This is a genomic window from Amycolatopsis sp. DSM 110486 (genome assembly GCF_019468465.1).
Taxonomy (GTDB): Bacteria; Actinomycetota; Actinomycetes; order Mycobacteriales; family Pseudonocardiaceae; genus Amycolatopsis.
In genome coordinates this window covers 307,298-322,128 of the sequence record NZ_CP080519.1, presented here as the reverse complement: position 1 = coordinate 322,128, position 14,831 = coordinate 307,298, and the positions used below count along the sequence as shown (strand labels likewise).

At 68.7% G+C, this 14,831-nt stretch carries 14 protein-coding genes and 1 tRNA gene; 9 read left to right on the top strand and 6 right to left on the bottom strand.

Annotated elements, in window-relative coordinates; genetic code table 11:
• Positions 1-88 precede the first annotated feature (88 nt).
• Positions 89-2,650, bottom strand: coding sequence for a LuxR C-terminal-related transcriptional regulator (locus K1T34_RS01555; RefSeq protein WP_220242520.1), 2,562 nt, complete (start codon positions 2,648-2,650; stop codon positions 89-91).
• Positions 2,651-2,796: 146 nt separating this feature from the next.
• Here K1T34_RS01555 and K1T34_RS01550 point away from each other — a divergent pair, with 146 nt between their 5' ends.
• The gene (locus K1T34_RS01550; protein WP_220242519.1) at positions 2,797-3,009 is read left to right on the top strand and encodes a hypothetical protein; all 213 of its coding nucleotides are present in this window, start codon (positions 2,797-2,799) and stop codon (positions 3,007-3,009) included.
• A 269-nt stretch (positions 3,010-3,278) separates the two neighbouring features.
• Here K1T34_RS01550 and K1T34_RS01545 read toward each other — a convergent pair whose 3' ends face one another.
• A complete protein-coding gene (locus K1T34_RS01545) occupies positions 3,279-3,551 on the bottom strand; it encodes a hypothetical protein (protein WP_220242518.1) in 273 nt (90 codons plus the stop codon).
• Between the two features lie 177 nt (positions 3,552-3,728).
• On the opposite strand from K1T34_RS01545, the gene K1T34_RS01540 reads away from it, so the two are divergent.
• A tRNA-Ile gene (locus tag K1T34_RS01540) sits at positions 3,729-3,802 on the top strand.
• Positions 3,803-5,217: 1,415 nt separating this feature from the next.
• Here K1T34_RS01540 and K1T34_RS01535 read toward each other — a convergent pair.
• From K1T34_RS01535 to K1T34_RS01525, 3 genes are all read right to left on the bottom strand, one after another.
• The gene (locus K1T34_RS01535; protein WP_255638236.1) at positions 5,218-5,439 is read right to left on the bottom strand and encodes a response regulator transcription factor; all 222 of its coding nucleotides are present in this window, start codon (positions 5,437-5,439) and stop codon (positions 5,218-5,220) included.
• Between the two features lie 321 nt (positions 5,440-5,760).
• A complete protein-coding gene (locus K1T34_RS01530; protein WP_220246937.1) occupies positions 5,761-6,285 on the bottom strand; it encodes a general stress protein in 525 nt (174 codons plus the stop codon).
• Positions 6,286-6,820: 535 nt separating this feature from the next.
• Positions 6,821-7,888 (bottom strand): DUF418 domain-containing protein, encoded by a 1,068-nt coding sequence (locus K1T34_RS01525; protein WP_220242517.1) that lies wholly within the window; start codon positions 7,886-7,888, stop codon positions 6,821-6,823.
• Between the two features lie 296 nt (positions 7,889-8,184).
• Here K1T34_RS01525 and K1T34_RS01520 point away from each other — a divergent pair, with 296 nt between their 5' ends.
• The 5 genes from K1T34_RS01520 to K1T34_RS01500 all read left to right on the top strand — a co-directional run bounded on the left by K1T34_RS01520 (position 8,185) and on the right by K1T34_RS01500 (position 10,633).
• Complete coding sequence (locus K1T34_RS01520) at positions 8,185-8,403, top strand: DUF5996 family protein (RefSeq protein ID WP_220242516.1); 219 nt, start codon at positions 8,185-8,187, stop codon at positions 8,401-8,403.
• 15 nt (positions 8,404-8,418) lie between these two features.
• Positions 8,419-8,619 (top strand): hypothetical protein, encoded by a 201-nt coding sequence (locus K1T34_RS01515; RefSeq protein ID WP_220242515.1) that lies wholly within the window; start codon positions 8,419-8,421, stop codon positions 8,617-8,619.
• A gap of 194 nt (positions 8,620-8,813) precedes the next feature.
• Complete coding sequence (locus K1T34_RS01510) at positions 8,814-9,332, top strand: cupin domain-containing protein (RefSeq protein ID WP_220242514.1); 519 nt, start codon at positions 8,814-8,816, stop codon at positions 9,330-9,332.
• A gap of 142 nt (positions 9,333-9,474) precedes the next feature.
• Positions 9,475-10,188 (top strand): SDR family NAD(P)-dependent oxidoreductase, encoded by a 714-nt coding sequence (locus tag K1T34_RS01505; RefSeq protein ID WP_255638234.1) that lies wholly within the window; start codon positions 9,475-9,477, stop codon positions 10,186-10,188.
• 34 nt (positions 10,189-10,222) lie between these two features.
• Entirely contained in the window at positions 10,223-10,633 is a 411-nt protein-coding gene (locus tag K1T34_RS01500) for a nuclear transport factor 2 family protein (protein WP_255638233.1), read from the top strand.
• Here the strand turns inward: K1T34_RS01500 and K1T34_RS01495 are convergent.
• Positions 10,573-10,740, bottom strand: a complete 168-nt coding sequence (locus K1T34_RS01495; RefSeq protein WP_255638232.1) for a DUF4158 domain-containing protein — start codon at positions 10,738-10,740, stop codon at positions 10,573-10,575. The two genes, K1T34_RS01500 and K1T34_RS01495, sit on opposite strands and share 61 nt — an antisense overlap.
• A gap of 1,086 nt (positions 10,741-11,826) precedes the next feature.
• Between K1T34_RS01495 and K1T34_RS01490 the strand changes: the two genes are divergently transcribed.
• Both K1T34_RS01490 and K1T34_RS01485 read left to right on the top strand, forming a co-directional pair.
• The gene (locus K1T34_RS01490; protein ID WP_220242513.1) at positions 11,827-13,590 is read left to right on the top strand and encodes a non-ribosomal peptide synthetase; all 1,764 of its coding nucleotides are present in this window, start codon (positions 11,827-11,829) and stop codon (positions 13,588-13,590) included.
• On the top strand, positions 13,587-14,825 hold the full coding sequence (locus K1T34_RS01485) for a cytochrome P450 (RefSeq protein ID WP_220242512.1): 1,239 nt from the start codon (positions 13,587-13,589) through the stop codon (positions 14,823-14,825). The genes K1T34_RS01490 and K1T34_RS01485 overlap by 4 nt, the downstream gene beginning before the upstream one ends.
• Positions 14,826-14,831: the final 6 nt, after the last annotated feature.

Below are 14,831 nucleotides of genomic sequence, written 5' to 3'. Positions count from 1 at the left end.
GCCACCGGTTGGTCCCCGACCGGCCGGCTCCACCCACGCCTTCGACCGTAGGTCGTCGCGGTGCCCCGGTAAGGGCCGAACGTCCCAACTAACTGTCCACGAGACCGCGCCGGACGGCCGAACGCACGGCCTCCCGTCGCGAGCCGACGCCGAGCTTCCGGTACAGAGCTCGCACGTGTGTTTTGACGGTGTTGGGCGACACCATGAGGTCTCCGGCGATTTCGTCGAGTGAGCGGACTGTCGGCAGGAGGCGCAGCACGGTCCGCTCACGCTCGGTGAGCGCGACGGCGTCGGGCTGCCTTCCGCGGACGGCCCGCGCCTGGCGCAGGTCGGTGGTGAAGCGGCGGCCGCCGGGCACGTCGAGCAGAGCCAGGTCGAGTACCTCCGGAGCGGCGGTGACGAGCGGGCGCAGCACGCCGAGCTGTTCGGCCGGGCCGAGCGCCCTCGCGACGGCGCGCCGCGCGCGGGCGTCCTCGCCGCAGCGCAGGGCGATTTCCGCTTCGAGCAGCCAGGCCGTGACCGGCGTCCACGCCAGCACGGGGTCGATCGCGCCGTCGAGCAGCGGGCGCAGCAGGTTGCGGGCGTGGCCGTCGCGGCCGAGCACGACCTGCGTGCTCGCGCGGACCAGGAGGATCTCGGCGGCCGAGGGGATCCGTTCGCGCGCCCAGGCCAGCACGTCACGGGCGGTTTCGCCGCGGCCGAGGCGCGTGGCGGCGTCGTGCTCGCACACTGCGGCGAGGGCGACGATGCCGTCGGGCAGGGGGGCGGAGCCCTCGGCGACGCGGGCGTCGGTCATGCGGCGCAGCCCGGCCGAGCGCTGCCCGCCGTCGAAGCGTGCGGTTCCTTCGAGCGTCGCGGTCAGCAGCGTGAGGCCGCCGTGGCCGAGGCTTTCGGTGGTGGCGAGCACGCCCGAGACGCGGTCGACCTGGGCCAAGCAGGCGGAGGCGTCGGCACGAAGCAGTGCTCCGCAGGCCAGGATCAGCGAGGTTTTCGCGCCGGCCACGGTGTCACGCCAGCCGTGGGTTTCGGCGAGCTCGTCGGCGGCGCGGGCGAGGGCGGCCATGGCGCGGAAGTCACCCGTGGCCGCGGCGACGCCGGCCAGCACGGTGAGGCACTGCTGCTCCAGGTGCCCGTGGCCGTGTGCGCGGGCGAAGGCCAGCGCCGACTCCACGGGACGGCGGGCCTCGACGGCCCGGCCCGCGGCGAGCAGCGCCTGGCCCAACTCCAGCACCGTCATGGCGCTCAGCGCGGAACCCTGCTCGGCGAGGGCGTCGATATCGCCTTCGAGCGAGCCCGCGGCGTGGGCGAAGCGGGAGTCGACGAGTCCCCGCAACGCGCGAAGTTCGGGTGAAGGCTCGCGGGGCCACGCGCGTTCGGCGAGCGTGACCTGGGCGCGAGCGGCGCCGGGGCGAGCGGCGTCGAGATGCTCGAGGGCGCCGGTGAGGGCGAGCCACGGGTCGTCGCCGACCACGTCGTCGCTGAGTGCGGCGCGAGCCCGGCGCAGCACGTCGTGTTCGCCGGCGAGCAGCAGATCGAGCGCGTGGCGGCGCAGGAGGTCCGCGACGAGTGCCGCGTCGCCGGCCTCCAGCGCGTGCGAGACGGCGTCGCCGGCCTGGTGGCGCGCGCGCAGCCACTCGGCGGCGCGGCGGTGCAGCGCGGGCACCTGGCGGGGCGTGCGCAGCATGAGGTCGGTGAGCAAATGGGCGCGCAACAGCGTGTGCAGGCGGTAGATCCGGCGGCCGGCGCCGGCGCGGAACAGCATCGCCGTGCGGTGTTCCAGCCGGGCCAGCAGCTCGCCGGCGTCGGCGCGACCGGAGAGCGCGGTGGCGAGCGAGGCGGAAACTCTTTCACAGACGCTGATCTCGCGCAGGAACTGACGCTCCTCTTCGGACAGTGGCGCGAGAACCTCGTCGACGAGGTAGGCGCTCACCGTCGGGTCGGTGCCGGTGAACTCCGCGCCACCCTTGAGGGATTCGGCCGCCAGGCGCAGCCCGCTCGCCCAGCCTTCCGTGCGCGTGACGAGCCGGTCGACCTGTTCCGGACTGATGGCGACGCCTTCGGAAGTCAGCAGTGCCGCGGCCTCGTCCGGGCGGAATTGCAGGTGGTCGGAGCGCAGGTCGACGAGCCGGCCGGACAACCGCAGGCGCGCGAGGGGGAGCGGTGGGTCCCAGCGCGTCGACAGCACGAGCCGCAACCCGCGTGGGCGCAGGCGAAGCAGCTGTTCCACGTCGCGCAACGGTTCCGTCGCCACGAGCTCGTGCACGTCGTCGAGGACGAGGCGCAGCGGCGCGGGCAGGGTGTCGAGGGCGTCGACGAGGTCGGCCAGGAAACTCGGGCTGCCCGCGTCGAAATCGTGCAGTCCGGGCGCCGCCGGGGTGAGCGCGTCGAGGAGACCGGAGCGGAACCGGTGCTCGTCGTTGTCGGCGGCGTCGAGCGAAAGCCAGGCCGCGGAACCGAGTCCGCCGCCGCGCAGCCATTCCGCGAGGACCAAAGTCTTGCCCGACCCCGCGGGCGCGCACACCATCGTGGCGGCTTCCGGCGCCGCGCGATCGAGCGCTTTCAGCAGTCGCGGCCGGGACACGAACCCGTGCGGCAGTTCGGGCACACTCCTCTTGCGCCGCGGCACGCGCGGCTTTTCCTTGTGGGACACCCTCTTCTCCCTCCGACCCCGCAGTCACCCACTGTCGCACGCCCACCGCCCGAACACGAGCTCATCCGGCACGGGCGAGGACGCCCACCCGCTCACGCGCGACCGTGGCGACGAGGGGCGCTCGAAGGGCCAGACGGGAGGCTCAGGTGTCGCAGTCCAGCTACGTGTTCCGCGTCTCCGGCCGCCTGTCCGACCGCGCCGCCCACGCCGTCGTCGACTTCGGCGAGCTGGAAGTCGCCGCCGCTCCACCGGAAACGATCATCTACTGCCACGTCACCGACGAGGAACGCCTGCACCGCTTGCTGAGCCTGTTCCGCGTCCTGGGCCTCGACGTGGTTTCCATGCACCAAGTCCCGTGATTTTCCTGGGCCCACGGCTTTTTCACGCGAGGCGGCGTTCGGGTGAGCTTCGTGGGCCCGGCTGACAGCCCGTGGCGGAGCGGCGACGCACCGGTTTCGCTCCTCACGAGGGAAATTCGCCGGGTCAGGCAGGAAATCGCGGTGGGCCCGTCGCCGGCCCGCTCGGGCAAGCCGGCGAAGCCCAATGCGTCACGGACGGTAACGAGGTTTGCACGGTCACCAGCGCGGGTGGCGGCAGCTGACCTGTCTGCTTCAGCTCGGCTGTGCACTCAGCGCGGCGCAGGCGACGGCCTCCTCGGCAGCTCGTCCACGAGAATCGCGTCCTGTCGCCCCGAAGCCCTCCTCAGGTTCCGCACCACCAGCCGCACCAGAACCCCCGCGGCGACGACGACCAGCACGCCGAAACTGATCACCCCAGCGTGCTCGACCAGAGCGTCCCGGTAGTGCCGCCCCAGAAACCCGACGGCGATCCCGATGGCCAACGCGTCCACCAGCGCCAGCCGAACCATCCACGGCCTGGGCGGACGGCGTGCGGCACCCATTGCTCAACCCTCCAGGGCGAGGTCGTGGCGGCGACGTCCCTGCAACCTAGACGACGCGTCCCACTCCACGGCACAACCACCAACCTGTTCGGCCTACTCCGCCGGCTCACCCGGGGCCCTGTGATATTTTGGGGCGAACTGGGGCTCATGTGCTAATGCAAACTGGGTGTCAGCGAGGGGCCGGTAGCTCAGTTGGTTAGAGCAGGGGACTCATAATCCCTTGGCCGTCGGTTCGAGCCCGACCCGGCCCACTCTTCACGTCTACATTGTGTCCCTGACCTGCGTAAACGTGGCGACTAGTTGATCTCGGTGAGCCTCTTGGCGGGGCGCCAACAAGTAGCACAGCGCTGGGTACCCAAGGGATTATCCGGGTACGACTGATCTCATCGCCGTCGCCGAGGCACCTGGGGAGGTGCTGGACCCCGAGGACGTCAGAGCGCTCGTCGGGGACTGGAGAACGCATCTGAGGGCGAAGAACCGCGCTGACTCCACGATCGATGCGTACTCGAGAGCGTCGCCATGCTTCGAAGACATCATCGAGATCTCGCCCTTCTGCAAAATGGAAGTGCCCGCCGTCCCGGACAACCCGCCGGCGATCTTGCGTGACCACGAACTGAAGGCACTTCTGGCGACGACGGTGGGCAAGTCGTTCGTGCAGCTTCGTGACCGCGCGATCATGCTGGTGTTGATCGACTGCGGAGTACGGCTCGGAGAACTGTGCGCGCTGCGAGCGGCGAACCCGGCTGAGCGGGATCCGGGAAGTTTCGACTTCGAGGTGTGTTCGATGGGGGTCTTGGGCAAGGGGCGTCGTGCACGTCCCGTCCCGCTCAACCCCGCCACGGGGGAGGCATTGGCGTCGTTACTTCCGCGCACGCGCGCGCCACCCACACGCCAAGCTCATCAACGCGGCGTGGCTCGGCCGCTTCGGCCCGTTGAACGAGTGGGGAATCAGGGCGATGCTCGATCGCCGTGCCGAGGAGGTCGGGATTGCCCGGATGTTCCCGCACCTGTGGCGCCACACCTGGGCTCACCGCAACAAGGTGGCAGGAATGCGCGGTTGGGTGTCGGGCGGGCGGTGTCGTCTTGGACGAGGAAGCTGCCGTAGTCGGCGAAGACGTCGAGTTCGGGGTAGGCGATCTGGCCGGTTGCGGGACTGGGGGTGTCGGGCACGCTCAGCCGCCGGGGAGGGGGCCGGGGTAGCGCCTGAGGACGTGGGGTTCGGCGATGGGGCCGGGCCAGAGGATGAGGTGGTAGAGGTCGTTGCCGAAGCGGCCGTCGTCGGAGATGGTGCGGAAGCCTTTGGCGTAGACGCGGGCGGTCGTGGCACCGTGGTGGACAAGAAACCTGACCTGCGACCTGGCTCTGTGTGGGTTGCACTTGAGACAGCCGGGATCCACCTCGTTCCCGGCGCACGTCTGCGCACCGTGGAGTCCTAGCCTTCGCCGTGGTGGCTCCGTCGACTCGACGGCTTTACCGCTCCGGGAGCTACCCGCGGCGCAGGCATGGGCTTGCGTGTCTCACCAAGGACAACACCGCTGAAGCGCGGTGCTCGGCGCTGCAATTTCGTAGGTGAGGAACTGCCGTGCGGCGGCGAGTTTGCCGGCGTAGATCCACGGCAGTCCTCCACTTTCGTCGGGGCCGCCGCTGACCGGGCAGGTGTTGAGGTTCAGGCTTCGATGAGTCCGCCCCGTATTGCGTAGCGGGTGAGTTCCAAGCGGTCCTTGAGGCCGAGTTTCTGGAGGATATTGGCTCGGTGCCGCTCGACGGTCTTCGCGCTGATGAACAGCAGATCGGCGATTGCCTTCGACGAGTGGCCTTCGGCGACGAGTTTGAGGATCTCTTCCTCGCGCCGAAGCCGGAAACGGCGCGGAAGCGATCGCTGCGGCACGGGCTAAGAATCCGGACCTGGCCATCCTCGACATCGCGATGCCCCGGATGACCGTGGCTTGGGGATACGTCTGGCTGCGCTACTTCACCTGACTCCCATCGCCCCACAAGGCCCGCTCGTGACAGCCACGATCACCGGCGCTGCACGACCGCGTCGCGGTCGGTCTCGATCGTGCCGAGAGTCGCGAGCGACACGCCTCTCAGCGTCGGCTCTGCAGTGGTCTGGAGCACTACGCGGCTCACTGTTCGGCTTCTGCCACGGCACGAACTCCATCGCGCGATCATTGCTCGAAGACCGCGGTTACGAGCCTCGCCCCCACGTTCAACTGCGATGAGCCCCTGGAGCGAGCTTGGCCAGCAGCTCTCGACCCTTCTCCGCATTGCGTGGCTGGCACAGGACGTCGTAGCGGCCGGCAACGAGCTGGCTGGCAGAGGAGAAGTCGCGGCGTCCGCGGGCAGTGGCGTAGCTGAGCGCCGCGAATACGCCGCCGAACAGGGCTCCTGCGGCGAGGCCGACGATCATCGGCGCAGCGGCCATGCCCTTGGTGCTGTTGAACAGGCCCAGCAGCAGGCCGACGAACAGCCCGAACCAGGCGCCGGACAGCACGCCGGTGCCCAGCACTTTGCCCCAGGTGAGCCTGCCGATGACACGCTCGACGAGCATGAGGTCGACGCCGACAATCGTCAGGTCCTGGACTGTGAACTCGTTGTCGACCAGATACTCGACCGCGCGCTGTGCTTCTTCATAGGTGTCGTATGAGCCGATCGGCCACCCCGATGGCGGCGTCGGCAGGCTGGGCAGTCCCGGCGCCCGCAGTCCCGACGAGATGGGATTGGTCACGATCATCACCTGTGCTTCGTTCGGCTGCGCTGAGGGTCTTGACATGCTGGATTCCACTTTGCGGCGCCTTGCGTGACTGTCTTACTTGGTGCCGGTGGATGAGGTGACATGAAGGCGTCCTCATCAGACTTGCCTCGGCTGAACTATCGGCCTGGCGATGCCGACCGTCCGATGGTTTGACGAGCGGTAAGGACCCACCACGTTGCGGTAGCAGACCGGCGGATGAACACCAGGAAGCTCTCTTCGGATGGGTTCGACGTCGTGAAAGAGCGGATGGTCCGCGCTGGCCGCGCTCCCGTCCGGTGCCGGCCAGCTGCGGCCGATCGAGGTGCGCTGGTTCGGGCACCGCCAGCGCGACGCCGCCACCGACATCCTGCGGCGCCGGCGGTCCGCCCGGCCGCCGAGGCAGCCGGCGCGGAGCACCCTCGGGGGGTGTCTGCCGAGATCCAAGCCGAGCGGGAACGTCGGCAGGCTGAGCGCGCCGAGCTGAATCACTCGAGGTGCGTCGCGGACCGGGGCCTTGCGGCATCAGCACACCCGGTCAGCGCACTCGCCAGGCCGGCCGCGTCCAGTACGTCCCGGCGCGCCACAGCCATTCGAACGGACCGTAGGCGAAGTGCGCGAGCCAGAGGTGGCTGAACACCAGCTGCACCGCCCAGATCGGCACGCACAGCAGCAAAAGCAGCGCAGTGGGGATCGTCCAGAACGAAGCGAGAGTGCCCACCACCGCGAGGCCGAGGATCGCGTGGGTGAGGTAGCTCGTGAGCGCCATGCGCCCGTAGCGCTGCAGCGGCAGCAACGCTGCGCGCAGCCGGGCCGAGCGCAGCAGAAGAACGAGCCCGCTGAGGTACGCGACGGCCGGCACGATGGCGAGGTTTTCCTCCAGCGCGTGCATGAGATTCGTGTCCGACAAAGACAACGTCCACGCCCACAAGGCGATCGTCGCGATCCCGGTTACCGCGAAGAGCTTCCGGATCGCCGGCACGTGCCGCTCGGCTGTCAGCAGACCGGCGCGCAGCGCCCAGCACCCGAGCATGGTGTGGCCGAACGACTGGACCACGACGCCTGTCGCCAGCCACGAAACCTGGCCGATTCCGGCGCCCGTGTAGTGGTCCGCGAGCGCGACGCCGGTGCTGGCGACGTCGGCGCCGAGTCCCACGACGAGGCCGACGACGAGCAGAACTCGTTGCGGCGCGCGGAAGAACAACGCGAGCACGGCGCCGTTGAGCGCGTACACGGTCAGCACGTCCGGTGCGTGCAGCAGGGTCAGGTTCACCAGGCCGAACGCAAGCAGGATGCCCATCCGGCGCAGGTAAGGTGCCCAGAAGTTCCCTCGCCGCGTCATGTTCTCGTACTGGATGGCCGCGCTGACGCCGAAGAGGAACGCGAAGATGAAGTGGAACTTGTCGAGCACCAGCAAGTCGACGAGCCCGCTCGCCACCGTGTCCACGGCCGACGTTTCGGGCGCGGGTCGGTGACCCGGGCTGGCTGTGGCGTAGTACGCCCCGACGTTCACGAGCAGGATCGCCATCACCGCGATCGCGCGGATGATGTCGATCGACTCGATCCGCTGCCGGACCGTCGTCATGGGTTTCGTAGCCGTGTCCACGGAAAGTTCCCTTCGTGCTGTGGTGTGGTGTGGAGAGTCAATCGCCGCCCGGACTGCTCAGGCATCGATCCCGAGGATGATCCGGGGGTGCCCGGAGGCGCTAGGTGCCACGGTCGATCAGCAGCTCAGCGAGGATGTCGTTGCGGAATCTCCGTAGTGGACGTTTAGGTCCAAATCTATCAGGCTTAGGGTCGACTCACGGGACTGTGTATCATCAAGTGGACTGTATGGTCCAGTTTTGTCTCGCTTGACCCCAGTTGGCAGGACCGAGCTCGGCAAGAACGAATGGGAAGTCGATGAGATCAACTGTCATGAGCGAGAGCTTCGGGGCCGTGAGGCCGGGGAGGCTCGTGCATGCGCCACTGGTCAACCGGCGGTGGCAGGTCACCCTCTACGTCAGTCCACGCGGCCTGACCTCCCCGGTGGTTCCTGTTGGAGAGGAGACCTTCGACAGGTTCGCGGATTCACCTAACCCGTGGCCCCGAGTAGCCGGGGGCTCGGGGCCACCTCGATGACGTTAAGGAGCAACGATGAACGAGAAGCCCAGCCCCGCAATCCACGAACTCCACCAAGTGGTCGATCTCGAACTTGCCGAGGTCGCAAATAGTGCCGACCCCGACGGCGACGACGTGCCAGAGCGTGAACTCTACGAGGCGGAACTACGCAGCTTCCATGACGCTGTTGTGGTCGAGGAGAAGGCGGAGGAGGAGGAACGTAACTCCGAAAGTTGATCGTGCGGCACTAGGCCCCGTGCTGACCTCACGAGTGCACCTCTGTGTCGGCGCGACAGACCGTGCTTATCGCAAGGTGACGTTCTTCCAACACAACACGCGGTCTGCCGTCTGTCGAGCTACGACCCCAGCCGGCCCACGGGGGGCGGCACAAATTGCCAGCAAGTCACATCAATAACAACGGGGGAGTCACCATGGGCGACATAACGCCTCCGCCACTGACGATTGTGCAACCGGGAGAGGGAAAGGAGGGGGATCTCGGAGATATCGGAGTGGCCTTCAAGCTCTGGAGCCACGAGACAGGAGGTGCTGTGTCGATCGTGGAACACTCCTTCCCCGTCGGTGCACTGGTCGCTCCGCACCTGCACACCCGTGAGGACGAGTACTCGATCGTGACCGAGGGGGAGATCGGTTTCCGATCAGGCGACCGCGAGGCCGTACTCGGCGCAGGTGGATACATCACCAAGCCACGCGGAGAACTCCACACGATGTGGAACGCGAGCAAGACGCCCGCGCGGATGATCGAGGTGATCGCCCCGGGCGGCTTCGAAGGGTTCTTCCATGACCTGTCCGACCTGATTGCAGGCAGCCCGCCCGCCGAAGGGGAGATGGCACGCCTCGCGGCCGAGTACGGACTGGAGTTCGCCACCCCCGATTGGCTGCCGGACCTCATCGCCCGGTACGGGCTCAAGCCACCGCCGGGCCGCGACTAGCCCCGTCGCGGTGGGTGCGCCGCCGCCGCGTGCGGCCTACCGCCGAGGAATCGACCGGCGGCGGCAGCCGAGGTCGAGGAATCCCATCCCATCCCGTCACCGAGCCGATGCGCGCGCTCGGTCGAACATCCGGAGGTATGTCATGAGCATGCAGAATCAGAAGGTTGCCGTCATCACCGGGGCCTCGCAGGGTATCGGCGCCGGCCTGGTCGAGGCCTACCGCAAGCTCGGCCACGCGGTCATCGCCACCTCGCGCACCATCACCCCGGCCGAGGACGCGGGCGTCCTCGCGGTTCAGGGCGACATCGCCGACCCGGCCACCGCCGAACGGGTGATCTCCGCTGCCCTCGAGCGGTTCGGCCGCGTCGACACCCTGGTCAACAATGCGGGCGTCTACGTCGCCAAGCCGTTCACCGACTACACCGCCGAGGATTACGCCACCGTCACCGGGATCAACCTGGCCGGGTTCTTCCGTCTCACCCAGCTCGCCGTCGGCCAGATGCTCGCCCAGGGCGGCGGGCACATCGTCAACATGACGGCCAGTATCGTCGACAACCCCGATTCCCGAGTCCCGTCCGTCCTCGCCGCACTGACCAAGGGCGGCCTGCAGTCCGCCACCAAGTCCCTCGCCATCGAGTACGCCACTCGCGGCATCCGGGCCAACGCCGTCTCTCCGGGCACCACCCGCACCCCGATGCACGACCCGCAGACTCACCAGTTCCTCGCCGGCCTGCAGCCCGTCGGCCGCATGGTCGAGACTCGCGACGTCGTCGAGGCGGTCGTCTACCTGGAGAACGCGCCGTTCGTCACCGGCGAGATCCTCCACGTGGACGGCGGCATGAGTGCCGGTCACTGACCACGCTCACCCACTCCTTCCACGGAGCACCACCTTGAACCAGAACACCGCGGACAGCGAGACGATCTTGCGCGGCGTCCTCGACGGCTGGAAGGCCGCCGTCGACAAGCACCAGCCCGACCAGGTCGCCGCCCACTTCACCGACGACGCCATCTTCCAAGGCCTGCACCCCTACAGCGTCGGACGTCCCGGCATCGCCGCCTACTACGAATCCCAACCCCCCGGCCTGACCGCCGGCTACCAGGTCCTGGAGACCAGGCGCCTCTCCGACGACCTCGTCCTCGGATACCTCAACGTCGACTTCTCCTTCACCGACCGCCCCACAATCAACGTCTACCTCAGCACCCTGCTGAAACAGACCGGAACCGGCTGGACCATCACCTTCTACCAGGTCACCAAGCTCGACCAGAACACCACCGGCGAAGACCCCGACAGGCCGACGTAGCGGACAGTGCAGACCTGGAGAGCGAACCCCAGCCGCGTGTGATCACCACGGCGCTTGCCGATCAGCCGCCGCCGGTCCTCGCCGTCGAGTAAGAAGAACCGCTTCAACTCCGGGCGGGTCGGCTCCTGGGTGAAGGGGTCGCCGACTGGTGAGATCGCGTATTCAACTGTCGCGGGTTCGTCCTGGTTGTCATGGTGCGTGATCGCCTGGGGCGTAGCGATTCCGGGAAAACGAAAAAGGGCCGGTGGGCCACACCGTGATGGTGTTGCCGACCGGCCCTTGGCGGTGGTTCAAACAGCGCTCCGCAGAACTCCGGATGTCCCACTTCCTCGTGCGCCACACCGAAGAAGCCACGCTCCACATGGAGGACATCGGTCAGGACGGAGGGCCAACCTTCGCCTTGGCGCCCTCGATGACCACCTCCAGGCACTCGCTGAACAGGTCGTCGACGGTGCGGCCGGGTCGGAAGTAGTCGGTTTGCGGCCCTGGGTCAGCGAGTTGTTGTAGTGGAAGCTGCTCGATGCGTCGACGGCGGACTTCGCCAGGGTCATGTCTTTCATGGCGGCCTTCAGCCGTTCGAGCTCGGCCTTGTAGGCCTCGGCGTCGGAGAGCACGTGCCGGTACTGGTAGACCCCCACCTCCTGCATCGGCCAGGCATCATCGGTCTGGACCACCTCGGCCCGCAGGGTTGCAAGCTGCGTCTGCAGTCGAGCTCTTCCTGCCGCTTCCGCCCACCAAACACCGGCACCCTCCTCGGAGGTGATCTTTGTGTAAGGCGGAATCGTCCCCGATAAGAAAGCGCTTGCTGAGGATTCGGTAAAAATGTGCACCGTTATCGGTGTTTTCGGTGCCACGCGCGAGGTGGCGGTCATGAGGCGCGCGCCCATCTATCGGCGGGAAGTGACAGATCCGGCCTTGGCGGTACACCTTTTTGGTCGATGCGTAGGCCCTGAACCGAGGCCGCTGTCGCTCGCGCGGCGCGGCTGTCACACGGTCGGAGCAGTCTTGGTGAGGTTTTTTCCGGTAGTGTGGCCCACGAAGTTGCCCGGGGATTTAATACGGCGCGGAATTTGCTGGGGCTGTGCGCGCCGGGGCTTTCCTGGCGTCTGGGGAAATACTTCCTCGGCTGGCTGAACTCATGGGTGTGTATTCTCGGTTCGCGGTCGTGCCCTGCGGGGTGCTGGGGGTGGAGAGTGTCTTTTCCTGACCGTTTTACCACCGTAGTCGGCAGATTCGCCGAGATCGTCGGGCGCTCGCCCGGCCGGGTGGCGATCTGCGGCGACGGGGGTGAGCTCACCTATGCCGGGCTCGACGGCCGCTCCGATCGGCTGGCCGGGGTGCTGCGCGACGCGGGGGTGCGGCCGGGTGACGTGGTGGCCGTCGAAGCGAGCCGCGGGATCGCGACGGTCGTCGGCTTGCTCGCCATTCTCAAGGCGGGCGCCGGATATCTCGCGCTGGACTACCGCTATCCGTTGCACCACCGGGAGATTCTGCTCCGCGACGCGGGTGTGGACATCGTTCTCGTCCCGGACGACCGCGCCGTGGTCCTCCCGGACAGAATGCGGCCGGTGCGCTCGGACCTCGACTACCCCGGCAACGGTTTCACCGCGGCCGGTCTGCGCGCCGAAGACATTGCCTACGTCGCCTACACGTCGGGCTCGACCGGAGAACCCAAAGGGGTGTGTGTACCTCACCGGGCCGTCTGTCGCCTGGTCGTGGACTCCGACTTCCTGACGATCGGCGCAGGCGACAGCTTCCTGCAGTACGCGCCGGTCGCGTTCGACGCCTCGACGCTGGAGATCTGGGGCCCGCTGCTCAACGGGGCCCGGCTCGTGCTCGCCCCGCCGGGCGACCTTTCGGCAAAGGAGCTGACGAAGTTCGCCCGGCGGCACGGGGTCACGGTGCTGTGGCTGACCGCGGGCCTGTTCCACCAGGCCGTCGACGACGGCCTGGACGACCTGCGCGGGTTGCGGTACCTCGTCGCGGGCGGCGACGTCCTGTCGCCCGCCCACGTGCGGCGGGCGGCGGCCGCGTTGCCGGGAACGACCGTCGTCAACGGATACGGTCCCACCGAAAACACCACCTTCACCTGCTGCCACCGCGTGAGCGGGCCGGTGGACGGCCCGGTGCCGGTCGGCACCCCGATCCGTGGCTCCGGCGCGCACGTGCTGGGCGAAGACCTCGAGCCGGTGCCGGATGGGACGATTGGCGAGCTGTACGCCACGGGCGCGGGGCTCGCGCACGGGTACTGGGGAAAGCCCGCGCTGACCGCCGAACGGTTCCTGCCTGACACCGTGACCGGCATTCCGGGCCGGCGGATGTACCGCACTGGCGACTTGGCGCTGCGGCGCCCGGACGGCGTCTTCGAGTACCACGGCCGGGCCGACCAGCAGGTGAAGATCCGCGGCTTCCGGATCGAACCGGGCGAGGTCGAAGCCGCCGTCGCGGACCTACCGGGGGTCGCCGGCGCGGTAGTCGTCGCCGGGACCGCCCCCGCCGGGAAGCGCCTCGTGGCCTGGGTCGTCCCCGCGCCGGGTGCGCGGCTGTCCACATTGGACCTTCGGCGCCGGCTCGCGGACGTCCTGCCCGAATACGCCCGGCCCGCCCGCGTCCGGCTCGCCAACGAGCTGCCGCTGACGGCGAACGGCAAGGTCGACCGCGTCGCACTGGCGAATGAGGCGTCGCCGGACCGCCCCGAGCTCAGTGTCCCGTACCGCGCGCCCGGCAGCGAGCTGGAGCAGGCGGTCGCGACATTGTGGACCGATCACCTCGGCGTCGCCGGTATCGGCGCCGACGACGACTTCTTCGAGCTCGGCGGGCACTCGCTGGCCGGCGTGCGGATCATCGGCGAGCTGGCCGGCCGCTTCGGCGTGGAGATCTCGCCCGTGGACTTCTATCTCGATCCGACGCCGGCCGGCCTCGCGGGCACCATCGGGAAAGCGCTCACCGCGGCATGAGAATCAGCACCGGAACCGGGTCCGTCACCGACTCCGAACTGACCGAAGTGGACCTGTTCGACCCGGCGTACTTCGCCGCGGGCGATCCGCACCCGGTGTGGGCGGCGATGCGCGAGCGCGCCCCGCTGCGCCGCCAGGTGCTGCCGGACGGCCGGTCCTTCCTTTCGGTGACCCGCTATCACGACGCTTGCCGGGTACTCGGCGGCCACCGCGCCTTCACCTCCGAGCGCGGCAGCGTGCTGACGCAGCTCGGGGTCGACGACACGTCCGCCGGGCGGATGCTCGTCTCCACCGACCCGCCCCGGCACGTTGAGCTGCGCCGGCCGCTCAACGCGCGGCTTTCGGCCGGCACACTGGCCGCCTGGGAGGATCGCATCCGCCAGGCCGTGCTGCGGTTCCTGGCCCCCGGGCTCGACGGCGGGGAATGGGACGTCGCCGAACGCGCGTACGACCTGCCGATGACGGTGGCCGGGGCCTTGCTGGGCATCCCGGAAGCCGACTGGGGCGAGCTCGTGCGCTGGACCGCGATGGCGGCCGCGCCGGACGAGCCGGAGTTCCGGGTGCGCAGCGGCGCGGCGACCCTGGCCATCGCCCACCACCAGTTGTTCGAGTACTTCGGCGCGCAGGTCAAGTTCCGTCGTGACCAGGACGAGCCGGGGGAGGACCTGATCGGCCACCTCCTGAGCATGACCGCGGGCGCCGTCCCGCTCACCGACGAGGAGGTCGTCTTCAACTGCTACAGCATTCTGCTCGGGGCCAACGCCACCACGCCGCACACCGTTTCGGGCACCCTGCTCGCCCTGGCGGAGCACCCGGAGCAGCTGCGCCGCGTGCTCGACGAGCCGCAGCTGCTCCCGCGGCTCGTCGAGGAGGGTCTCCGCTGGACTTCGGCGGCCAGCAGCTTCCTCCGGTATGCCGTGGCGGACACCGAGCTCAGCGGGGGCCGGGTCGAAGCGGGCGAGGCGGTCGCGGTCTGGATCGGCTCGGCCAACCGCGACGAGACCGTGTTTCCCGACCCGTACCGCTTCGACGTCGCCCGCGTGGAGAACCGACACATCGCGTTCGGCCACGGCCCGCACTACTGCCTCGGCGCCACGCTGGCGCGGCTCACGCTGCGGGTGCTGTTCGAGGAGCTCTTCCGGCGCTGCACCACGGTCGAGGTGACCGGACCGCCCCGCCACCTGGCTTCGGTGTTCATCGCGGGGCTCACCAGCCTTCCCGTCCGCACCCGGTGAATCGCC